Source organism: Stutzerimonas kunmingensis, assembly GCF_014764705.1.
Classification (GTDB): Bacteria; Pseudomonadota; Gammaproteobacteria; order Pseudomonadales; family Pseudomonadaceae; genus Stutzerimonas.
The window spans coordinates 311,583-333,098 of the sequence record NZ_JACXXG010000002.1 but is presented as its reverse complement, the minus strand read 5'-3'; the positions used below and the strand labels follow the sequence as shown (position 1 = coordinate 333,098).

Genomic DNA, 21,516 nt, shown 5'->3' with positions numbered 1-21,516 from the left:
GATCAGTTCTCCTGCTGGTCGCGTTCGGCCAGGGCCACCGCGCGGAACATGGCGCGGCGCTTGTTCAGCGTCTCTTCCCATTCGAGCGCCGGCTGCGAGTCGGCCACGATGCCGGCACCGGCCTGCACGTGCAGCTCGCCGTCCTTGATCACCGCGGTACGGATGGCGATGGCGGTATCCATGTTGCCGTTCCAGGCCAGATAGCCGACGGCGCCGCCGTAGACACCACGCTTGACCGGCTCCAGCTCGTCGATGATTTCCATGGCACGAATCTTCGGCGCCCCTGAGAGCGTGCCGGCCGGTAGGATCGCGCGCAGCGCATCCATCGCCGTCAATGGCGCCTTGAGCTGGCCGGTGACGTTGGAAACGATGTGCATGACATTCGAATAGCGCTCGATGACCATCTTCTCGGTCAACCGCACCGTGCCGGTCTCGGCGACACGACCGACGTCGTTGCGGCCCAGGTCGATCAGCATCAGGTGTTCGGCAAGCTCCTTGGCATCGCTGAGCAGGTCCTGCTCCAACGCCAGATCAGCTTCTTCGTTGGCACCGCGTGGACGCGTGCCGGCGATGGGGCGGACCGTGACCAGACCTTCCTCGACCCGCACCAGCACTTCTGGCGACGACCCCACCACGTGGAAGTCACCGAAGTTGAAGAAGTACATGTAGGGCGTCGGGTTGAAGCAACGCAGCGCGCGGTACAGATCGATCGGCGCGGCCTTGAACGGGATCGACATGCGCTGGGAAATCACCACCTGCATGCAGTCGCCGGCGAGGATGTAGTCCTTGATGCGGTTGACCGCCTGCTCGTAATCCTCGCGGCTGAAGCTGGAGCGGAAGGTCGGTTCGGCACCATTGCTCTTTTCGAAATCCAGGCCCAGGCGCGGCGTGATCGACTGGCGCAGCTTCGCCCGCAACGCGTGCAGGCGAGCCTGACCGGCCTCGTAGGCTTCCGGCTGCGACGGGTCGACCAGCACGATGCAGTGCAGCTTGCCGGCGAGGTTGTCGAACACCACCACGGCGTCGGAAACCATCAGCAGGATATCCGGTGTGCCCAGCGGATCCGGGTTGGGGCAATTGCCAAGTTTGCGCTCGACATAGCGCACGCTGTCGTAGCCGAAATAGCCGACCAGCCCGCCGTTGAAGCGCGGCAGGCCTTCGACCGGCGCGACGCGGTAGCGCTGCTGGAAGGATTCGACGAAGGCCAGCGGGTCCTCGACCTCGCAGGCCTCGGTCTCGATGCCATCGGTGGTGACGCTGATGCGGTGATCCCGCACGCGCAGCACGGTGCGGCACGGCAGACCGATGATTGAGTAACGCCCCCACTTCTCGCCGCCCTGAACGGATTCAAGCAGATAGGAGTTCGGCGCATCGGCCAGTTTCAGGTACAGCGACAGCGGCGTGTCGAAGTCGGCAAGGGTCTCGAATGACAGGGGGATGCGGTTATGGCCTTCGGCGGCCAAACGCAGGAATTCTTCGCGGGTCATGTCAGCCTCGTGGTCTGAGGAGGGTTCGAACGAACAACGGCAAACGCGCCGGCCTGGCCGGCAGGAAAAGTCAGGCGCGCCAGCGCCAACGGGCCAGGGCCTTGATGACTTTCATCCATTGTCTGCGGGTGAGCACCACGAGCGGATCTCTTCGGTGGGTCAAAAAGAGTCCGGCCACACTAGCGCAGGCCCGGAGCCGAAGCAACCAGCTCGCGCAGGTCGTCGAGCACCAGCGCCGGCTGCTCATCCGCGATGGGCTCGCCGTGGTTGTAGCCGTAGGTAAGCGCGACACAGCGTACTGTCGCGGCCTTGGCAGCCCGTACGTCGTTGCGCGAGTCCCCCACGAACAGCGATTCGCCGGGCGCAACGCCCGCCTTGTCCATCACCCAGAACAGCGCAGCCGGATCGGGCTTCTGCTGCGGCAAGGTATCGCCGCCGACCAGCCAATCGAAGTAACCGGCCAACCCCTTCTCCTCCAGCAGCGGTTCGATGAACTGCGCCGGCTTGTTGGTGATGATCGCCAACTTCACCTCGCGCTCGCGCAGCCAGTCCAGACATTCACGAACGCCCGGATAGACAGTGGTCAGCTCGTGGCCGCCGGAGTATGCCTGCATGAACAGCGCCAGCGCCTCATCGGCAAACTCGTCGCTTACACCTTCATGCTCCAGCCCACCGGCCAATGCGCGGCGTACCAGCACGCGCGAGCCGTTGCCGACCCAGTCGCGCACCCGGGCAATGCCGGCATGCTCGCGGCCGAGCAGCATCAGCATCTTGTCCACCGCCGCGGCCAGGTCCGGCACCGAATCCATCAGGGTGCCGTCCAGGTCGAACATCACCAGCCGTGGCAATTTGCCGTCGAACAGTTGCTCCAGGCGGGTCATGGGCGCGCCAGCGCCAGCTCGGCGCGCATCTGGTCGATCACCGCCTTGTAATCCGGCTGGTTGAAGATCGCCGAGCCGGCAACGAAGGTATCGGCGCCCGCCGCAGCGATTTCGCGGATGTTCTTCGGATTCACACCGCCGTCGATCTCCAGGCGAATCTCGCGGCCGCTGGCATCGATCAGCGCACGCGCTTCGCGCAGCTTGTCGAGGGTATTGGGAATGAACTTCTGCCCGCCGAAACCGGGGTTGACGCTCATCAGCAGGACCATGTCGACCTTGTCCATGACGTACTTGAGCACGTCCAGCGGCGTGGCCGGGTTGAACACCAGACCGGCCTTGGCGCCGCCGTCCTTGATCAGCTGCAGCGATCGATCGATGTGCTCGGAGGCTTCCGGGTGAAAGGTGATGTAGCTGGCACCGGCTTCGAGGAAGTCGCCGATCATGCGATCCACCGGCTTGACCATCAGGTGTACGTCGATGGGCGCGGTGACGCCATGCTTGCGCAGCGCGGAGCAGACCATGGGGCCGATGGTCAGGTTGGGTACGTAGTGGTTGTCCATCACGTCGAAATGGACGATGTCGGCGCCGGCGGCCAGCACGTTGTCCACTTCCTCACCCAGACGGGCGAAGTTGGCGGAAAGAATCGAAGGGGCGATGGCGAACGGCTGCATGACGACCTCGGGTAGCACGGCAAGATGCCGCGCATTGTACCCGAGGGGTCAGGGTTGCGGCGCGCCTGACATCCATTGCGGATGCCGGCGAGCCCGCCGTTGGATCAGGTCAGCTCATCGAAGCACTCACCGATGATGGCCAGGCCACGGTCGAGCAGTTCGTCTTCGGCAGTCAGCGGCACCAGCACCCGCAGCACGTTGTAGTAGGTGCCACAGGACAGCAGGATCAGGCCCTTGTCCCGCGCCCGGGCGACGATCTGCGAGGTCAGGGCGGCAGCCGGTCGCGCATGATCGCCGTCCTCGAACAGCTCGATTGCGATCATCGCGCCCAAACCGCGCACCTCGCCGATCTCCTTGTGCTTGGCCTGGATTGCCTTGAGGCCCGTGGTCAGCCTCTCGGCTACCGCCTTGCAGCGGTCGAGCAGCTTCTCTTCCTCGAAGACTTCCAGCACCGCCAGCGCCGCGGCGCAGGACAGCGGATTGCCGGCGTAGGTGCCGCCCAGGCCGCCGGGGGCGATGGCATCCATGATCTCGGCTTTGCCACAGACGCCGGCAATCGGGAAACCACCGCCAACAGACTTGGCGAAGGTGGTCAGGTCGGCGACCACGCCCATCTGTTCCATGGCGAAGAAGGTGCCGGTACGCCCGGCGCCGGTCTGCACTTCGTCGGCGATCAGCAGGATGCCGTGTTCGTCGCACAGTGCGCGCAGGCGAGCCATGAAATCCTTCGGCGCGACGTTGAAGCCGCCCTCGCCCTGCACCGGCTCGATGATGATCGCGGCGATGTCGCGTGGCTCGGCGTCGTTCTTGAAGATGCGCTCGATGCTGGCGATCGAGTCATCGACGCTGACGCCATGAATGGCGCAGGGGTACAGCGCACGGAAGATACCGCCGGGCATCAGGCCCATTCCAGCGGAGTACGGCGCGACCTTGCCGGTCAGCCCCAAGGTCATCATGGTGCGGCCGTGATAGGCGCCGGTGAAGGCGATCACGCCGGCCCGCCCGGTGGCGGCGCGGGCGATCTTTACCGCGTTTTCCACCGCCTCGGAGCCGGTAGTGACAAGCAGGGTCTTCTTGGCGAAGTTGCCCGGCACCCGCGCGTTGATCTTCTCGCACAGCTCGACGTACGGCTCGTAGGCCAGCACCTGGAAGCAGGTGTGGGTCAGCTTGTGCAGCTGCTCCTCCACCGCCTTGACGATTTTCGGGTGCAGGTGTCCGGTATTCAGCACGGCAATGCCGCCGGCGAAGTCGATGAATTCGCGGCCTTCGACGTCGACCACGCTGCTGTTCTTCGCGTGGTTGGCAAAGATCGGGTGGATCTGGCCGACGCCACGCGGGACGGCGGCGACACGGCGTTGCATCAGGGATTCGTTGGTCTTGCTCATAAGCTCCTCGGTAGCCGCTCATCGTCGGCACGGGTCATGAAGAACGCCAGGAAGCGGGCGCGGCAGCATACGATGATCGACTGCCGCGCTATCCGGAGCGTTCGGATTACAGTAAAACTCCGTGCATTATTTTGCACGCCTGTTTTAGGCCGCTGGTGTCAGATACCGCCCAGGCACAGGTATTTGATTTCCACGTATTCATCCAGGCCGTACTTCGAGCCTTCACGGCCGAGGCCGGATGCCTTCATCCCGCCGAACGGCGCCACCTCGGTGGAGATCACCCCGGTGTTGATACCGACCATGCCGTACTCCAATGCCTCGGCGACGCGGAACACCCGGCTCAGGTCGCGGGCGTAGAAATAGGCGGCGAGGCCGAACTCGGTGTCGTTGGCCTGGCGGATCACCTCGTCCTCGTCGCGGAAGCGGAACAGCGGCGCCAGCGGACCGAAGGTTTCCTCGCGCGCCACAACCATTTCGGCGGTGACGCCACCCACCAGCGTCGGCTCGAAGAAGTTGCCGCCAAGCGCATGGGGTTTGCCGCCGGCCAGCAGGGTGGCGCCCTTGTCCAGCGCGTCCTGCAAATGGCGCTGCACCTTGGCCACCGCCGCGGCATCGATCAGCGGACCGGTGGTCACGCCCTCATCCGCACCGTTGCCGACCTTCAGCCGCGCCACCGCAGCGGAAAGCTTGTCGACGAAGGCCTCATAGATGCCGTCCTGCACGTAGATGCGGTTGGCGCAGACGCAGGTCTGCCCGGCGTTGCGGTATTTGGAGATCATTGCGCCCTCGACCGCCGCATCCAGATCGGCGTCGTCGAAGACGATGAAGGGTGCGTTGCCGCCCAGCTCCAGCGAGAGCTTCTTCAGCGTCGGCGCGCACTGCTGCATCAGCTTGATGCCCACCGCCGTCGAGCCGGTGAACGAGAGCTTGCGCACGATAGGGTTTTCACAGAGTTCGGCACCCACCTCACGGGACGCGGCGGCATCGGCGGTGATCACGCTGAACAGTCCCGCCGGAATGCCCGCACGCTCGGCCAGCGCGACCAGCGCCAGTGCCGAGAACGGTGTCTGCGGTGCCGGTTTGAGGACCATGGCACAGCCCGCAGCCAACGCAGGCCCGGCCTTGCGGGTGATCATGGCGCTGGGAAAATTCCACGGCGTGATCGCCGCTGTGACGCCGACCGGCTCCTTCTGCACCAGGATGCGCTTGTCGCCGGCATGGGCAGGGATCACGTCGCCGTACAGGCGCTTGCCTTCCTCGGCGAACCATTCGAGGAAGGATGCGGCGTAGGCCACCTCCCCCCGGGCCTCGGCCAGCGGCTTGCCCTGTTCGGCGGTCATGATCCGCGCCAGGTCTTCCTGGTTCTCCAGCATCAGTTCGTACCAGCGGCGCAGCCGCGCCGCGCGCTCCTTGGCGGTGAGCGCACGCCAGGCCGGCTGTGCCGCCCGGGCCGCCTCGATGGCGCGACGGGTTTCACCGCGCCCCATGTTCGGCACCGCGCCGATCAGCTCGCCGGTGGCCGGGTTGAAGATCTCGGTGCACGCGCCACTGTCGGCCTCGCACCATTCACCATTGAGATAGGCCGTTTGGCGCAACAGATCGGGTTGCCCAAGTTGCAGAGTCATGTGCGAATTCCGTCAGGCAGGTTGTTGGGTGCGCAGCTTTTCGGCACGGCCACGCAGCCATTCCAGGGTCAGCAGCAGCACGATGGAGAAGCCGATCAGCAGCGTCGCCGCGGCGGCGATGGTCGGGCTGAGGTTTTCGCGGATGCCGCTGAACATCTGCCGCGGCAGGGTGATCTGCTCGGGGCCGGCGAGGAACAGCGTCACCACCACTTCATCGAACGAGGTGGCGAAGGCGAACAGCGCGCCGGAAATCACCCCCGGCGCGATCAGCGGCAGGGTCACGCGGAAGAACGCGGTCAGCGGTGATGCGCCGAGGCTGGCCGCAGCACGCACCAGGTTGTAGTTGAAGCCCTGCAGCGTCGCGGAGACCGTGATGATCACGAAGGGCACGCCGAGCACCGCGTGCACAAGGATGAGCGACAGGTAGCTGTTGCCCATGCCCAGCGGTGCGAAGAACAGGTAGCTGGCCACACCGATGATCACCACCGGCACCACCATCGGCGAGATCAGTATGGTCATCAGCAGCGCCTTGCCGCGAAATTCCGCGCGGGTCAGGCCGACCGCCGCCAGGGTGCCGAGCACCACAGCGAGAAAGGTCGCGGCGGGCGCGATGAGCATGCTGTTCTTCAGCGAGCGCATCCAGTCGGCCGAGCTGAACAGCGCCTCGTACCAACGCATGGAAAAGCCCTGCAAGGGATAGACGAGGAACGAGCCGGAATTGAACGACAGCGGCACGATGACCAGCACCGGCACGATCAGAAACAGCAGCACCAGGGCGCAGAGGATGCGCAGCGCGTAGTACCAGGCCCGTTCGACGGGCGACATGTAGGGGCTCAGCATGAATGTTCTCCTGCCAGATGCATCATGGAAGTCGCGACCGTCATCAGCCCAGCCGCAGTCGGCTGGCACCGACCAGCCAGCTGTAGATGACGTACAGCAGCAGCGTGGCGAGCAGCAGCAGGCCGCCGAGAGCCGTGGCCATGCCCCAGTTGATGGTGGTGTTGGTGTAGAAGGCGACGAAGTAGCTGACCATCTGGTCGTTCGGGCTGCCGAGCAGCGCCGGGGTGATGTAGTAGCCGATGGCGATGATGAACACCAGCAGGCTGCCGGCGCCGACGCCGGCCAGTGTCTGCGGGAAGTACACCCGCCAGAAGCTGGCGAACGGATGACAACCCAGCGACACCGCGGCGCGCATGTAGCTCGGCGAGATGTTCTTCATCACGCTGTAGATCGGCAGGATCATGAACGGCAGCAGGATGTGCACCATGGCGATGTACACGCCGGTACGGTTGAACACCAGCTGCAGCGGCTCGTCGATCAGGCCCATCTTCAGCAACGCACCATTGATCAGCCCGCCGGACTGCAGCAGCACGATCCACGCTGCCACGCGCACCAGGATCGAGGTCCAGAACGGCAGCAGCACCAGGATCATCAGCAGGTTGCTCTGCCGCGCCGGCAGGTTGGCCAGCAGATACGCCAGCGGATAGGCCAGCAGCAGGCAGATCGCGGTTATCACCAGACCCATCCAGAAGGTGCGGGCGAAGATGTCGAGGTACACCGCCTGATCCGGCGAAACCTTGGCCAGCTCGCCGAGCTCGTCGATGCGGTGATCGAGCGCCGCCAGCAGGTAGTAGCCGGTCACCGCGCTGTCGTTACGCTGGATGACCTGCCAGAACGCCGGGTCGCCCCAGCGCTCGTCGAGCGCTTCCAGCGCCTCCTGATAGGACGCCGGCACCTCGCGAAACGGCAGCGCCCGTGCGGTCTTGGTCAGCAGGCTGCGGTAACCGGCCAGCTCCATGTTCAGCCGCTTGGACAGATCGCCCAGGCTCTGCTCGCGACGCGCCTGATACAGATCCTCGGCAAGCGCCTGATAGGCCGGCTCCGCCGGCAGCCCACGACCATCCCATTCGGCCAGCGCCGCCAGCGTGCGAGGCAGCGTGTTCACCACCTCGGGGTTCTCGACGCTGCGCCAGAGCAGCGAGGCGATCGGCACCAGAAAGGTCAGCAGCACGAACAGCAGCAACGGCACGATCAGCGCCTGCGACTTGAGCTTGTTCATCCGTTCGGCACGCGCCAGCCGCTGCTTCAGATTGGGCTCGGCGATTCCGCTCGCCGGCAGGGAAATTGCTGTGGCCATGATGACTCCGCGATTCGTTGCGATAGCTGGGGCAGGCCCCGCCAATGCGGCGGGGCGCTCAGGTCAGCGTGCTGCCCAGGCGTTGAAACGCTGTTCGAGCTGCTCGCCGTAGTCGGCCCAGAAGGTCACGTCCATCGCCACCTGGTCGGCGATGTTCTCCGGCGCGGTGGGCATCTGCGCCAGGCGCTTTTCATCCAGCAACGAAACGGCCTGGGTGTTCGCCGGGCCGTAGGCGATGTTCTCGGCATAGGCCTTCTGCTGCTGCGGCTCGACGGTGAAGGCGATGAACTTGCGTGACTGCTCCTGGCTCTTCGCGCCCTTGGGGATAGCCCAGGAATCGAAGTCATAGATGCCGCCGCTCCAGACGATCTGCAGGTTGCTCTCGTTCTGCACGGCAGCGATGCGGCCGTTGTAGGCGCTGCTCATTACCACGTCGCCGGAGGCGAGGAACTGTGGCGGCTGCGCGCCGGCTTCCCACCACTGAATGTGCGGCTTGAGCTGATCGAGCTTTCTGAAGGCGCGGTTCTGGCCGTCCTTGGTGGCCAGCACCTTGTAGACGTCCTTGACCGGCACGCCGTCGGCCATCAGCGCGAATTCGAGGGTGTACTTGGCGCCCTTGCGAAGGCCGCGCTTGCCGGGGAATTTCTCGGTATCCCAGAAATCCGCCCAGCTGGCCGGCGCGCTTTTCAGCTTGTCGGCGTTGTAGGCCAGCACCGTCGACCAGACGAAGAAACCAACGCCGCAGGGCTGGATTGCGCCTTCGACGAAATCGTCCGGATTGCCGACGAAGCTTGGGTCAAGTTCCTCGAACAGCCCCTCGTCACAGCCGCGGGACAGTTCCGGCGACTCCACTTCCACCAGGTTCCACGACACGCTGTTGGTGTCGACCATTGCCTTGACCTTGGCCATTTCGCCGTTGTACTCGCCGGCGATGATGCGCCCGTGCCCCGCCGCGTCCCACGGCTCGTAGAAGGCCTTGACCTGGGCCTGCTTGTTGGCGCCGCCGAAGCTCACCGCGGTGAGATTCTCGGCAGCCGCTTGCCCGGCACAGACGAGTCCGAGCGCCAGCGCGGACAGTTTCAGGTAGTTGCTCATACCAGTTCGCTCCTTGATGCAGTTGTGTGGGTTTTTCCAGGCATCGCCTCAGGCCGCCTGCAGCGGGTCGAGCGCACGAACGTGCTCGACATGCCAGCCGATCGGCACCACGTCACCGACACGCAGGGCGCTGTCGAACTCGGCGATCGGCTGTTTGACGAAGAAGTCGTTGACCCCGCATACCTCGAGACGGATACGGATGTGGTCGCCGAGGTAGATGAACTCGGCAACGCGCCCGGTGAAGCGGTTCGGGCAGTTGGCACTGGCGCCGTTGAGCAGCACCCGCTCCGGGCGGATCGACAGGCTGACCGGCGACCCCGTCGCGCCGACGTTGACGGCCAGCGCCTCGACGGTTTCGCCGCGGCCGAGCTTGACCGTGCAGCTATCGCCACGACGGTCGAGCAGATGCGCCGGCAGGCGGTTGTTCTCGCCTAGGAAGTTGGCGACGAAGGTGTTCACCGGCTTTTCGTAGAGCGTGCGCGGGTCTTCGATCTGCTGGATCTGGCCCTGATGGAACACCGCCACCCGATCAGACATGGTCAGCGCCTCGCCCTGATCGTGGGTGACGTACACCACGGTGACGCCGAGGCGTTCGTGCAGATGCTTGATCTCCATCTGCATCTGCTCGCGCAACTGCTTGTCCAGCGCGCCCAGGGGTTCGTCCATCAGCACCAGCTGCGGTTCGAACACCAGCGCCCGGGCCAGTGCCACGCGCTGTTGCTGGCCGCCGGAGAGCTGCGCCGGATAACGGTTGCGGAAGCCCTCTAGCTGGACCATCGCCAGGGCGCGCTTGACCCGCTCCTTGATATCAGGCTTGGCCATGCCGCGGACGCTGAGCGGAAACGCCAGGTTCTCCGACACGGTCATGTGCGGAAACAGCGCGTAGTTCTGGAACACCATGCCCATGTCGCGCTTGTGCGGTGGCACGTTGTTGATCGCCCGGCCATCGAGGAGGATTTCCCCCGCCGTGGGCGTCTCGAAGCCAGCCAGCATCATCAGGCTGGTGGTTTTGCCCGAGCCGGACGGCCCGAGCAGGGTGAGGAATTCGCCGCGGCGGATGTCCAGATTCAGATCCCTGACGATCAGCGACTCACCGTCATAGCTCTTCTGGATGCCGCGAAAGCTCACCAGGATATCGTTCGCCGTTGACTCGACCATGCTGCTGCACCTGCGTAACCGTTGAACCGTGGCCACAGCGTAGAAGCGCAGCGGCGGCGGAAAAATCGGTACAGCGGAGCGATTGGCCTAGGCGTGAGGGAGAGTCGCGTGTAGGGAACGCCCTACACGGCGGGTCGGTGGCCGGTGCTCAGACCAGCTTGTGTTCCATGGCATAGCGCACCAGATCGGCCACCGAATGCGCCGCCAGCTTCTGCATCAGGCGGGCCTTGTGGGTGCTGATGGTCTTGCTGCTCAGCGCCAGCTTGCCGGCAATGTCGTTCACCGAATCGCCCTGCACCAGCCGTTCGAATACCGAGTATTCGCGTTCGGAAAGCAGCGCGTGAGGCGGCCGCGAATCGGTCAGGCCAACCTCGAAGACCATGCGGTCGGCCAGCGCCGGGTCGATGTAGCGCCCGCCACCGGCCACCTTGCGCAGGGCGGTCAGCAGTAGCGCTGGCTCGCTATCCTTGGTCGCGTAGCCGGCAGCGCCGATCTTCAGCGCCCGCGCTGCCATCTGCGCTTCGTCGTGCATCGACAGCACCAGTACCGCCGGCGGCTGGTTCAGCGCGCGAATCCGTGGAATCGCCTCAAGGCCGTTGACGCCGGGCATGGAGATGTCCAGCAGGACCACATCGCAACTGATCTGGCGCAACTGGTCGAGCAACTGCTGGCCATTGGCAGCCTCGCCGACCACCTGCATGTCACGCGCCATGCCGATCAGCTGCTTGATGCCCTCGCGGACGATGGTGTGATCTTCGGCGACCATGACCCTGATCATGTCGGCAATGCTCCAGTGCTTGCGGCTGATGGAAGCGGCACCGGGTCCAGTGGAACCCGCGCCGTGATGGTGGTGCCCTCGCCGGGCTGGCTGTCGATTATCAGTTGCCCGCCGAGCATCTGCACCCGCTCGCGCATACCGACCAGGCCGAACGAACTGCCGGCGCCGCGCGCGGCCACAGGAAAACCGCAACCATCGTCGCTGACGCGCAGACAGAGCATGTTGCCTTCGAGCAGTAACTGCACGCTGACCGTCTGCGCCTGGGCGTGACGCATCACGTTGGTCAGCGACTCCTGAAGAATGCGGAACAGGCCGATGGCTTTCGCGTTACCCAGCAACGGCGGGCATTCCGGCACTTCGACCAGACAAGCCACTCCGCTGCGCTCCTCGAAGCGCCGCGCCTGCCATTCCACGGCCGAGGCGATGCCCGCATCGAGAATCGGCGGGCGCAGCGCGGTAGCGACATCACGCACCCGCTGGAACAGCTGGGCGATCAGCCGCTTCATGCTTTCCAGCCGCTGCGCCAGGGCCGGGTCGAGGTCGGCGAAGCCCAGCTCGCACATCGAGGTTTCCAGCTTGAGTACGGTCAGCACCTGGCCCAGCTCGTCGTGCACTTCGCGGGCAATATGCGCCTTCTCTTCCTCGCGTACGGTCTCCAGGTGCGCGGCCAGCTCGCGCAACTGCACACGCGAGGCATCCAGCTCCAGCTCGATGCGCTTGTTGTCGGTGATATCCCAGACGATGCCGTCCCATACCTGGCGGCCATCCGGCTGGCCGCGCACGGAGGCGCGGATATCGGCCCAGCGCACGTCGCCATCGCGGTTGAGAATGCGCCCCTGCCAGCGCCAGTCCTGGCTTTTCTCCAATGCCAGCTGCTGGCTGGCCCAGTAGCCTGCCTCGTCATCGGCGTGCACCAGGCTGCGGATGCCAAGTCCCGGCTGCAGCAAGCGCTCGGCGGAATAGCCCACCAGGCGCTGACTGGCTTCGCTGATATAGGCCACTCGCACCGGTTCCTGCGGCCCGTCCCGCTCCAGGCGGAACACCAGCCCGGGCACGTTGCCGGCCATTGCCTTGAGACGCGCCTCGCTTTCCTGCAGCTGGGCGCTGGCGCGCCGGCGCTCGGTAATGTCGGCGAGAAACACCACCAGATATTCACGGCTGCCGAAGCGCAGAAAACTGTAGGTGACGGCCGCCGGAAAGCGCTGGCCGTCAGCGCGCAGCCATTCGCATTCGTGTACCTGGCGATCATCCTCGCCCGTGCGGGCAGCGCGCCAGCGCGCGAGCCAGGCATCCATGCCCAGCGCCGGGTCGAATGTTTCCAGCGGGTGATCCAGCAGTCCGCCGGAGGAATGCCCGAGCAGCACCTCGGCGGCCTGGTTGGCGTAACGCACGCGGCTGTCCCAGTTGAGCCAGAGGATGCCGACGGTGCTGTGATCCAGACAAAACTGCGTCAAACGCTGCGCTTCTTCGGCCGCCTCGCGCAGCTCGATATCGCGCCGGGCGGTCTTCAGCCGGCTTTCCAGCAGGCCATGCTGATGGCGCTGCCAGGCCAGCATCAGCAGGCAGGCCAGCAACAACACGCCGAGCAAAAGGCTGAGACTGCGCCAGTAGCTGACCTCGCGACCGAGGTCGATGCTGCGGGTCTTGAGCCACTGTTCCTGCAGCTGACTGAATTCCCGCGCCGGAAATTGCCGTATCGCCGCCTCGAGCACGGCGGCAAGTTCCGGGCTGTCACGCCGCGAGGCGATACGCAGAAGCTGCGGGTTGCCCAGATCACCCACCACCGCCAGCGAGTCGTACTCCACCTGCTGCGAAAGGCGGCCGAACACCGGCTCGTCAATGACGGCGTAGCTTGCCTTGGCTTCCAGTACCTGACGCAGCGCATCGCCCTGGCTGGTCGCGGTCAGCACGGTGATATTGGGATAGTTGCTGGCGAGGAACTCGGTGATCGGCCCCGGCCCGACGGCGGAGACCAGTTCGCTCGGGTGCAGATATTCAAGATCGATTGCACGCGGGCCGCCACGATCACCGACGAGCAGACGCGGGATACGCAGAAAGGGATCGCTATATCGCCACAGCCGCAAGCCTGCCGGCGTCTGCCGTAAGCCGGGGGCCACATCGATCAAGCCCTCCCGAGCGGCCTGCTCCAGCGCGGCCTCGTCATTGAAGCGGCGCCACTGCAGGCGCACGCCGAGGTCGGTCGCCAGCTGCTCCATCAGCCGCACATGAAACCCTGACAGGCGCCGCTGGCGCTGGTCATACTCGGCATAGGGCGCGCCCATCACCACCCCGACCCGCCACTCCGGATGCTGCTCCAGCCAGGCGCGGCTATCGTCGTCAAGCGACACGGCACCAGCCGCGAAAGGCAGCGTCAGGCCAAGGAGGAGAAGGAAACGCAGGTATAAGGCGAGCATATATTCACGCAATTGATGGGCGTGCCGACACGCTGTTGTAATGCATAACCCCTGCCGGCGCCAGCGTGGTACCGGCATCCATAGCGGAGACAATCCATGCGTCGTTTGTCTGCTTTCGTGCTTTTGTTCGGCGTCGCGCTTGGCGGCGGCGTGCCGTACATCGCAGCGGCGCAGGAACCGGAGGCGCCTCAGGAAGCACCGGCGGAGGAGCCAGCAGCAACGCCACGACCATCGCCACAAACTCGTAGCGAGGCGCTGGCCGCAGGGCTGCAACGACAGCTTGAGGCCACCGCCCAGCTGCAGCTCGGCGACGAAGACAAATTCCTCGCGCTCTGGCACCCGGCCAATACTGCGAAGGCCCGCGGCGTGCTCGTCATTATGCCGAGCGAAGGCGAGACCGCCGATTGGCCACGCGCAATCGGCCCGCTCCGGCGCGGCCTTCCCGAACATGGCTGGCATACCCTCAGCCTGACACCCGCTGATCCGGCGCTTAGCCCTGGCCCGCGCCCGCCAGCGCCAGAAGCCCCGGCTGCGGAAGAAAAGTCCGAAACGGAAGAAAACGCTGAGCCTGACGCCACCGATACCCAGCCGGCCGCGGCGCAAACCACTTCGGCGGGCTACCTGCCTGAGCAGACGGCAGCCACGGACAACGACGAATCTACGCCGACACAAGCCGAGCAGGACACGCCGCCCCCAACTCATGCCGAGCGCATGCTGGCGCGCCTGGATGCTGCCATCGAGCATGCGCGCTCACTGCAGGCGTCGACGATTGTTCTGATCGGCCATGGCACCGGCGCCTACTGGGCGAGCCAGTACCTGGCACAGCTTCAGCCAAAGGATGTCGGGCAACTGGTAGTGATCGATCCACGCGCACCGTTGCAGGCGGAACAGCCGCTGGAGAGCTATCTCGCAACGCTACCCGCCGCCATCGGCGACTTCTATACGGGCACCGGAGCAGCCGCAAATCAGCAGGCACTGCAGCGGCGCAATGCAGCGCGCCGTGCTGGGCACCCGGACTACCGCCTGGTCGCACTGCCAGGTCTGACCGGTGACCGCAATACCGAACAGGAACAACTGGTGCGTCGCGTGCGGGGCTGGCTGGAGCGCAAGCCGCCACAGTGACGCCCGCTCAGCGAAAGCCGCGGCGCTCGCGAATCAATGCATAGGCACTGTGCAACTCGCGGGTGCGCTCGGTTGCGTCGCGCACCTGGGCGGCATTCGCACCAGCCCCCGCCTGCTTGTCCGGATGGTGCTTGCTCAGCAGGCGCCGATAAGCGCGCTTGATCAGCTGCGGGTCGGTATCCGGACGCACACCCAGCAGCTGCATGGCCTGCTCGTATGCACCACCCCGCCCGGCCGGCGCCTCCTTGCGTCGAGCCGCGCCCGGATCGAGCGCGGCCACCTCGGCGGCATCCCAACCCAGCCACTTGCCCCAGAGCAGCACCAGTTCGTGCTCGCGTGCGCCCATGCTTCCCTGCGCACGTGCCATGCGCCAGCAAGCCTGGATCAGGCGGCGGCTTTCCTCGCGCTGGCTGCGCAGCCGTTGCAGGGTATCGCGCAGGCCGTCACCGCTCGACTTGCCGCGGTTGAAGGCGGCGATGGCCTGTTGCTGCGCGGCGGCATCGAGCCCCTGCCGGCGCATCTCGTCACGTGCGGCCTGGATATGCGCCGGGCTCACGCGACCGCCACTCTTGGCCAGACGCCCCAACAGGAAGAACAGCAAATCCCGGCCTTGCAGCACCGGCTTGCCGGCTAGGCGCGCACGCAGGCTGGCCCAGGAATCGAGCCCCAGACGACGATCGAGCACCTGACCCAGCAGACCGCCGAGCAAAGCCCCCGGAATGCTGGCCAGCAACCAGCCGATCAGCAGCCCCAACAGCGTGATGGGCCAGAACATGTCAGCGTCGCGCCTCCAGTAGTTGCTCGACTTCAGCCAGGCGCTCGTGGGTGCCTACGTCCACCCAGAGCCCGGCATGGCACTCGCCACTCACCTGTCCATCAGCCATGGCACGTCGCAGCAACGGCGCCAGTTTGAAGGCTCCCGGCTGGCAGCCTTCGAACAGCGTCGGATGCAAAACGGAAATGCCACTGTAGGTCAGCGCGTCGCCATTGGCCTCGGGCTCCGTGACGGCCGATTCGCCCAGGCTGAAATCACCCCTGGGGTGGTGCGGCGGATTGTTCACCAGCACCAGATGCGCGAGCCCGTGAAGCGGCCGTCTCAACCGGGCGAAATCGTAGTCGGTCCAGATATCGCCGTTGACCACCAGGAACGGCTCATCGCCGAGCAGCCCCAACGCCCGGTGAATCCCGCCTCCGGTTTCCAGGGGTTCACTCTCGGCCGAATAGCGGATGGTCACGCCGAAACGGCTGCCGTCGCCCAGATAGTCTTCGATCTGCTGGCCGAGCCAGGCGTGGTTGATCACCAGTTCATCGAAACCCGCGGCGGCCAGCGCACGAACGTGGTACTCGATCAGCGGCACGCCGGCGGCGCGAACCAAGGGTTTGGGCGTGTGCAGCGTCAGCGGGCGCAGCCGCTCGCCCTTGCCGGCGGCCAGAATCATCGCCTTCATGCGTGCGGCGCCTGCGGCAGCTCTTCCAGCAGCTGTTGCAGCTCGGCCAGCTCCGGTCTGCGCGCCAGCACGGCCTCGATATAGGCAAAGAAGCGCGGCACGTCAGCGAGGTAACGCGGCTTGCCGTCGCGATGGCAGATGCGCGCGAAAATGCCGATCACCTTTAGGTGGCGCTGCAGTCCCATCAGGTCACTGGCACGCAGGAACTCGTCGAGCGATTCGGGCAGCGTCACACCAGCAGCGCGCGCCTTGTGCCAGTAGCCTTCGAGCCAGGCCCGCACCTGCGCTTCGGGCCAGCTGAGAAAGGCGTCCTTGAACAGCGAGGTGATGTCGTAGCTGACCGGGCCGAGCACCGCGTCCTGAAAATCCAGTACACCAGGGTTGGGCTCGCTGATCATCAGATTGCGCGGCATGTAGTCCCGATGCACCAGCACCCGTGGCTGCGCCAGCGCCGAGTCGATCAGTTGCCGACAGATACGCTCCCACGCGGCCTGCTGCGCTTCACTGAAGCTGTGGCCAAGGTGGCGCTGCACATACCACTCGGGGAACAGCTGCAGTTCACGGCGCAGCAGCGCCTCGTCGTATGCCGGCATCGGCTGCGCCACCGGATGCAGCTGGAACTTGAGCAAGGCCTCCACGGCATCCTCGAACAGCTGCTCGGCATTGCTCTGATCGATGACATCCAGATAGGTCTGGCGGCCCAGATCGGTCAACAGCAGGAAGCCGCGCTCAAGATCGGAGGCCAGTATCTGCGGCACATGGACGCCGGCTTGATCCAGCATCTGCGCGACCTTGACGAAGGGTCGGCAGTCTTCCTGGGGCGGCGGTGCGTCCATCACGATCAGGCTGCGCTCGCCACCCTGCCAGCGGAAGTAACGGCGGAAGCTGGCATCGCTGCTGGCCGCAGTGAGCTGCGCCGCCGGCACTTCGCCCCAGCCGCAACGGACGAAGACTTCGGGTAATTGCTGTTCCAGCCAGGCGCTAAGGTCCAGCAGACGTTGATCTTGATGCGGCATCCAGGGGGTCTCCACGGCGCTAGCCGATAGGCGGGTCATGCTTTATTATCCTGCATCTTTCTCAGCCCATCGAGAGGCGTGCGGCCCAGCCGGCCGATGGCTCGCCGCAAGCACGGACCAAAAAACAAGATGGCAGTCAAATACCCCGCGTTTCGTAAAAAATTCCCTCTACTGGTTACTGGCGGTCTGCTTGCATTGCAACCGGTAGCTGTACCTTTTGTCTTCGCAGCCGAACAGTTCGCCTGCCAGCCCGACGCCTCCGGCGGCTGGAACTGCGCGTCCAATGAAGCCAGTCAGACCCTGCCACCGCGCCCGGTACACAGCGGCAGCACCGTGAGCACATCGAGCACCGCCAAGTCGACGAGCAGCAAGGCGCAAGCGCCAACGGCGACGACCAAGCTGGTCACCGAAAGCAAGGGCCGCGCCCTCGCCTCTCGCAGCGCCGATTACAGCCATCTCGACTGGGTTCCGCGCGAGCAGCTGACCCCGGCTCAGCTCGCCGAAACCGGTCCTTACTGCGCCGGTACCTATGTCGAGCCCGACCGTCCCGGCAAGTTCGACACCACCCCGATGAGCGAAGCGCCGACCTATGTGTCGGCCAAAGCCACCCGCTACGAGCAGGAACAGGAAGTCGCCACCCTCGCCGGTGACGTGCTACTGCGTCAGGGCAGCATTCAGGTCGAGGCGGACGAAGCCAGCCTGCACCAGCTGGAAAATCGCGGCGAGCTGACCGGCAATGTGCGCTTCCGCGACCGCGATGCATTGCTGGTCGGCGACCGCGCCGAGATCTTCCTCGACAACGGCGAAGCCAAGGTGGAAAACGCCGAGTACGTCGTGCATTCCGGCAAGGTGCGTGGCAGCGCGCAATACGCCAAGCGTGAAGAGACCGCGATCATTCGCCTGAAGGACGGCACCTACACCAGCTGCGAGCCGGGCGAGAACAGCTGGCACCTGAAGGGCAACAACGTCACCTTGAACCCGGCCACCGGCTTCGGTTCGGCGACCAACGTGACGCTGCGGGTCAAGGATATTCCGGTGTTCTACACCCCTTATATCCACTTCCCCATCGATGATCGTCGCCAGTCCGGCTTCCTCGCACCGAGCATCGGCTCGTCCAGCGACAACGGCTTCTCGCTGCAGACGCCCTATTACTTCAACCTGGCGCCGAATTTCGACGCCACGCTGTATCCGCACTTGATGACTGACCGCGGCCTGCTGATGGAAGGCGAGTTCCGCTACCTGACGCGCAGCAGCGAGGGACAGTTCGGCGCCGCCTACCTGGACGACAGCAACGACGACCGCAAGCTGCAGTCCGAGTACGAGGACCAGCGCTGGATGTACAGCTGGCAGAACCGTACTGGTCTGGATTCGCGCTGGCTCGCCGAGGTGGACTACACAGATATCAGCGATCCTTACTACTTCCAGGATCTGGATACCAACCTCAACATCGACCAACCTGATCATCTCGATCAGCGCGGCACACTCTCCTACCGCGGCGACACCTATACCGCGCGTTTGAACATGCACGCCTATGAGCGTGCCACGGTGGCCGACATCACGCCGTACGAGCGCCTGCCGCAGCTGACCTTGGACGGACGCCTGCCCTTCCAGCCGGGCGGCTTGAACTTCGCCTACAAGACCGAGTTCGTCAGCTTCCAACGCAGCCTGCGCGATGGCAACTTCATCAATGAAGATGGCAACCCGGAGCAGTGGTATGACGATCGCCTGCGTGGCCTGACCCGTGCGGAAGGCGAACGCCTGCACCTCGAGCCTGGCGTCAGCCTGCCGCTGAACTGGTCCTGGGGCTTCCTCAAGCCTTCGCTGAAATATGCCTACACCCAATACGACCTGGACCTGGACAGCCGGGGCCAGAGCACACTGGCCAGCTACGAATCGTTCGACAGCAGCCAGAACCGCAGCGTGCCGATTCTCAGCGTTGACAGCGGCCTGTATTTCGACCGCGACACCCAGTGGTTCGGCAAAGACTATCGCCAGACTCTCGAGCCGCGCCTGTTCTATCTCTACGTACCGGAGGAAGATCAGGACGATATTCCGGTTTTCGATACCGGTGAAAGCAGCTTCAGCTATTCCTCGCTCTGGCGCGAGAACCGCTTCTCCGGTAATGATCGGATCGGCGATGCCAATCAGGTTTCGCTCGGTGTCACCAGCCGCTGGGTCGAGCCCAACGGTTTTGAGCGCCAGCGCTTCAGCATCGGTCAGAGCTATTACTTCCGGGACCGCGAAGTCCAGTTGCCTGGCATGACCGTTGCGGACCGCGCCGATGCCAGGGCAGACGTGTCGCCCTACGCACTGGAGTATATGTATCGCTACAACCGCGACTGGCGCTTCACCTCAACCTTCAATTGGGATCCGGATGCTGGCCAAACACGTTCGGGCAGCGCCATGTGGCATTACCAGCCGGAAGACAACCCAGGCAAGATCGTCAACCTCGGCTATCGCTACCGCAACGACACAGTACGTTTCGACCAGGCGACCGGCGAATGGAGATATGGCGGGGATTATGGCAACGAATTGCTTGAGAACGGCGATCCGAATCCGGAGTACATCAAGGACTACTACAAGATCAACCAGCACGACTTCTCGGTCATCTGGCCGGTGGTCCCGCAATGGAGCGTCATTGCCCGCTGGCAGCATGACTACAGCCGCAGCCGCACACTGGAAGCCTTCGGTGGCTTCGAGTACGACAGCTGCTGCTGGAAGCTGCGCCTGATCAATCGCTACTGGATCCACTACGACGAGACCAGCCTCAACCCCGAACGCAACGACGAGCCCGACCGCGGCATTTTCCTGCAGATCGTCCTCAAGGGACTCGGCGGCGTAGTCGGCAATGCGACCGAAACTTTCCTCGACGAAGGCATCCAAGGCTACCGTGAACGTGAAGACCAAGCTTTCTGAAGTACTGCGCCCGCTCGCGCTCGGCGCACTGCTGCTGAGCGGTGCAACCCTCGCGCCTGCGGCCCTCGCCCAGGTTCAACCACTGGATCGCGTGGTGGCGATCGTCGATAACGACGTCATCATGCAAAGCCAACTGGACCAGCGCATGCGCGAAGTCCAGCAGACCATCGAGAAGCGCGGCGCCGATGCGCCGCCGACCGACGTCCTGCAACAGCAGGTGCTTGAGCGCCTGATCACCGAGAACCTGCAGCTGCAGATCGGCGAGCGCTCCGGCATCCGCATCTCCGACGAAGAACTCAACCAGGCCATGGGCACCATCGCCCAGCGCAACAACATGTCACTGGAGCAGTTCCGCGAGGCGCTGACCCGTGATGGTCTGAGCCTGGAAACCGCCCGCGAGCAGATCCGCCGCGAGATGATCATCAGCCGCGTGCGCCAGCGCCGCGTCGCCGAACGCATCCAGGTGTCCAACCAGGAAGTGCAGAACTTCCTCGCCTCGGACCTCGGCAAGCTGCAGCTGTCCGAGGAATACCACCTCGCCAACATCTTGATTCCGGTTCCGGAATCTGCTGATGCCGCCACCATCCAGGCAGCCGAACGCACTGCAATGGATACCTATCAGCAGCTGCAGCAGGGCGCCGACTTCGCTCGCCTGGCCGTATCCCGCTCGGCCAGCGAGAACGCTCTCGAGGGCGGCGACATGGGCTGGCGCAAAGCGGCTCAGCTGCCACCGCCCTTCGATACCGCCGTGCGCGAGCTGGCGGTTGGCGAAGTCACCGAACCGGTCCGTACGCCGCCAGGCTTCATCATGGTCAAGCTGCTGGAGAAGCGCGGAGGCGAAACACAGGTGCGCGACGAAGTGCATGTCCGCCACATCCTGATCAAGCCCAGCGCAATCCGTAGCGAAGAAGAGGCCCGCCTGCTGGTGCAGCGCCTGCGTGATCGCATCAGCGCCGGCGAAGACTTCGCCGAGCTGGCCAAGAGCTTTTCCGAAGACCCTGGTTCGGCGCTCAACGGCGGCGACCTGAACTGGATCGACCCGGCATCTCTGGTGCCCGAGTTCCGCGAAGTCATGGCCAATACGGCAAGCGGCGAACTGTCCCCGGTGTTCAAGTCGCCCTACGGCTGGCACGTCCTCGAGGTGCTCGGCCGCCGCGCGACCGATGCCAGTGAGCAGTTCCGCGAGCAACAGGCGCTGAGCCTGCTGCGCAACCGCAAGTACGACGAAGAGCTGCAGGCGTGGTTACGCCAGATCCGCGACGAAGCCTACGTCGAGATCAAGCTCTAAGCTGCACGCTGTACCTACAAGCAACAGGAATGCGGGGTGATGGCCGAAGGGTCGCCACCCCGTTTTCATTTCAGGCGGTTGAACGCCACACGCCA

The 21,516-nt window shown here is 64.6% G+C and carries 17 protein-coding genes; 3 read left to right on the top strand and 14 right to left on the bottom strand.

What is annotated here, in order from left to right:
* Positions 1 to 2: 2 nt before the first annotated feature.
* From trpE to IEG05_RS03295, 11 genes are all read right to left on the bottom strand, one after another.
* Positions 3 to 1,487 (bottom strand): anthranilate synthase component I, encoded by a 1,485-nt coding sequence (gene trpE / locus IEG05_RS03345; protein ID WP_179484928.1) that lies wholly within the window; start codon positions 1,485 to 1,487, stop codon positions 3 to 5.
* Between the two features lie 179 nt (positions 1,488 to 1,666).
* Complete coding sequence (locus tag IEG05_RS03340; RefSeq protein WP_191121649.1) at positions 1,667 to 2,368, bottom strand: phosphoglycolate phosphatase; 702 nt, start codon at positions 2,366 to 2,368, stop codon at positions 1,667 to 1,669.
* Positions 2,365 to 3,039: a ribulose-phosphate 3-epimerase gene (gene rpe / locus IEG05_RS03335; protein WP_015278319.1), complete on the bottom strand. Its 675-nt coding sequence runs from the start codon at positions 3,037 to 3,039 to the stop codon at positions 2,365 to 2,367. The genes IEG05_RS03340 and rpe overlap by 4 nt, the downstream gene beginning before the upstream one ends.
* A gap of 104 nt (positions 3,040 to 3,143) precedes the next feature.
* On the bottom strand, positions 3,144 to 4,424 hold the full coding sequence (gene gabT / locus IEG05_RS03330) for a 4-aminobutyrate--2-oxoglutarate transaminase (protein WP_191121648.1): 1,281 nt from the start codon (positions 4,422 to 4,424) through the stop codon (positions 3,144 to 3,146).
* A gap of 158 nt (positions 4,425 to 4,582) precedes the next feature.
* Complete coding sequence (gabD, locus tag IEG05_RS03325) at positions 4,583 to 6,043, bottom strand: NADP-dependent succinate-semialdehyde dehydrogenase (protein ID WP_191121662.1); 1,461 nt, start codon at positions 6,041 to 6,043, stop codon at positions 4,583 to 4,585.
* 18 nt (positions 6,044 to 6,061) lie between these two features.
* Positions 6,062 to 6,889 (bottom strand): ABC transporter permease, encoded by an 828-nt coding sequence (locus tag IEG05_RS03320; RefSeq protein ID WP_191121647.1) that lies wholly within the window; start codon positions 6,887 to 6,889, stop codon positions 6,062 to 6,064.
* A 43-nt stretch (positions 6,890 to 6,932) separates the two neighbouring features.
* The gene (locus IEG05_RS03315; RefSeq protein ID WP_191121646.1) at positions 6,933 to 8,186 is read right to left on the bottom strand and encodes an ABC transporter permease; all 1,254 of its coding nucleotides are present in this window, start codon (positions 8,184 to 8,186) and stop codon (positions 6,933 to 6,935) included.
* A gap of 63 nt (positions 8,187 to 8,249) precedes the next feature.
* Positions 8,250 to 9,281 (bottom strand): ABC transporter substrate-binding protein, encoded by a 1,032-nt coding sequence (locus IEG05_RS03310; RefSeq protein WP_191121645.1) that lies wholly within the window; start codon positions 9,279 to 9,281, stop codon positions 8,250 to 8,252.
* Between the two features lie 48 nt (positions 9,282 to 9,329).
* Complete coding sequence (locus IEG05_RS03305) at positions 9,330 to 10,439, bottom strand: ABC transporter ATP-binding protein (protein WP_041015138.1); 1,110 nt, start codon at positions 10,437 to 10,439, stop codon at positions 9,330 to 9,332.
* Between the two features lie 148 nt (positions 10,440 to 10,587).
* Positions 10,588 to 11,217 carry a response regulator gene (locus IEG05_RS03300; RefSeq protein WP_038663465.1) on the bottom strand — a complete coding sequence of 210 codons (630 nt, stop codon included), beginning with the start codon at positions 11,215 to 11,217 and terminating at the stop codon, positions 10,588 to 10,590.
* Positions 11,214 to 13,631 carry a PAS domain-containing sensor histidine kinase gene (locus tag IEG05_RS03295; protein ID WP_191121644.1) on the bottom strand — a complete coding sequence of 806 codons (2,418 nt, stop codon included), beginning with the start codon at positions 13,629 to 13,631 and terminating at the stop codon, positions 11,214 to 11,216. The genes IEG05_RS03300 and IEG05_RS03295 overlap by 4 nt, the downstream gene beginning before the upstream one ends.
* 96 nt (positions 13,632 to 13,727) lie before the next feature.
* On the opposite strand from IEG05_RS03295, the gene IEG05_RS03290 reads away from it, so the two are divergent.
* Positions 13,728 to 14,753, top strand: a complete 1,026-nt coding sequence (locus tag IEG05_RS03290) for an alpha/beta hydrolase family protein (RefSeq protein WP_191121643.1) — start codon at positions 13,728 to 13,730, stop codon at positions 14,751 to 14,753.
* Between the two features lie 7 nt (positions 14,754 to 14,760).
* Here the strand turns inward: IEG05_RS03290 and IEG05_RS03285 are convergent, their stop codons facing one another.
* From IEG05_RS03285 to IEG05_RS03275, 3 genes are read right to left on the bottom strand one after another with little or no spacing between them, the layout of a single operon-like run.
* The gene (locus tag IEG05_RS03285; protein ID WP_104098020.1) at positions 14,761 to 15,528 is read right to left on the bottom strand and encodes a TerB family tellurite resistance protein; all 768 of its coding nucleotides are present in this window, start codon (positions 15,526 to 15,528) and stop codon (positions 14,761 to 14,763) included.
* Position 15,529: 1 nt separating this feature from the next.
* The gene (gene murU / locus IEG05_RS03280; RefSeq protein ID WP_191121642.1) at positions 15,530 to 16,201 is read right to left on the bottom strand and encodes an N-acetylmuramate alpha-1-phosphate uridylyltransferase MurU; all 672 of its coding nucleotides are present in this window, start codon (positions 16,199 to 16,201) and stop codon (positions 15,530 to 15,532) included.
* Positions 16,198 to 17,217 (bottom strand): aminoglycoside phosphotransferase family protein, encoded by a 1,020-nt coding sequence (locus IEG05_RS03275; protein WP_191121661.1) that lies wholly within the window; start codon positions 17,215 to 17,217, stop codon positions 16,198 to 16,200. The genes murU and IEG05_RS03275 overlap by 4 nt, the downstream gene beginning before the upstream one ends.
* 129 nt (positions 17,218 to 17,346) lie before the next feature.
* Here IEG05_RS03275 and IEG05_RS03270 point away from each other — a divergent pair, with 129 nt between their 5' ends.
* Both IEG05_RS03270 and IEG05_RS03265 read left to right on the top strand, forming a co-directional pair.
* A complete protein-coding gene (locus IEG05_RS03270) occupies positions 17,347 to 20,133 on the top strand; it encodes an LPS-assembly protein LptD (protein ID WP_191121641.1) in 2,787 nt (928 codons plus the stop codon).
* Complete coding sequence (locus IEG05_RS03265) at positions 20,114 to 21,421, top strand: peptidylprolyl isomerase (RefSeq protein ID WP_191121640.1); 1,308 nt, start codon at positions 20,114 to 20,116, stop codon at positions 21,419 to 21,421. Before IEG05_RS03270 ends, IEG05_RS03265 begins: the two co-directional genes overlap by 20 nt.
* Positions 21,422 to 21,516: the final 95 nt, after the last annotated feature.

What these genes read in the sequence shown, in the direction of transcription:
- IEG05_RS03285 (WP_104098020.1), bottom strand. Translation starts at nt 15,528, where the DNA reads ATGTTCTGGCCCATCACGCTGTTGGGGCTGCTGATCGGCTGGTTGCTG.
- IEG05_RS03340 (WP_191121649.1), bottom strand. Translation starts at nt 2,368, where the DNA reads ATGACCCGCCTGGAGCAACTGTTCGACGGCAAATTGCCACGGCTGGTG.
- IEG05_RS03305 (WP_041015138.1), bottom strand. Translation starts at nt 10,439, where the DNA reads ATGGTCGAGTCAACGGCGAACGATATCCTGGTGAGCTTTCGCGGCATC.
- trpE (WP_179484928.1), bottom strand. Translation starts at nt 1,487, where the DNA reads ATGACCCGCGAAGAATTCCTGCGTTTGGCCGCCGAAGGCCATAACCGC.
- gabT (WP_191121648.1), bottom strand. Translation starts at nt 4,424, where the DNA reads ATGAGCAAGACCAACGAATCCCTGATGCAACGCCGTGTCGCCGCCGTC.
- IEG05_RS03300 (WP_038663465.1), bottom strand. Translation starts at nt 11,217, where the DNA reads ATGATCAGGGTCATGGTCGCCGAAGATCACACCATCGTCCGCGAGGGC.
- IEG05_RS03275 (WP_191121661.1), bottom strand. Translation starts at nt 17,217, where the DNA reads ATGCCGCATCAAGATCAACGTCTGCTGGACCTTAGCGCCTGGCTGGAA.
- IEG05_RS03310 (WP_191121645.1), bottom strand. Translation starts at nt 9,281, where the DNA reads ATGAGCAACTACCTGAAACTGTCCGCGCTGGCGCTCGGACTCGTCTGT.
- IEG05_RS03270 (WP_191121641.1), top strand. Translation starts at nt 17,347, where the DNA reads ATGGCAGTCAAATACCCCGCGTTTCGTAAAAAATTCCCTCTACTGGTT.
- rpe (WP_015278319.1), bottom strand. Translation starts at nt 3,039, where the DNA reads ATGCAGCCGTTCGCCATCGCCCCTTCGATTCTTTCCGCCAACTTCGCC.
- IEG05_RS03290 (WP_191121643.1), top strand. Translation starts at nt 13,728, where the DNA reads ATGCGTCGTTTGTCTGCTTTCGTGCTTTTGTTCGGCGTCGCGCTTGGC.
- IEG05_RS03320 (WP_191121647.1), bottom strand. Translation starts at nt 6,889, where the DNA reads ATGCTGAGCCCCTACATGTCGCCCGTCGAACGGGCCTGGTACTACGCG.
- IEG05_RS03295 (WP_191121644.1), bottom strand. Translation starts at nt 13,631, where the DNA reads ATGCTCGCCTTATACCTGCGTTTCCTTCTCCTCCTTGGCCTGACGCTG.
- IEG05_RS03315 (WP_191121646.1), bottom strand. Translation starts at nt 8,186, where the DNA reads ATGGCCACAGCAATTTCCCTGCCGGCGAGCGGAATCGCCGAGCCCAAT.
- murU (WP_191121642.1), bottom strand. Translation starts at nt 16,201, where the DNA reads ATGAAGGCGATGATTCTGGCCGCCGGCAAGGGCGAGCGGCTGCGCCCG.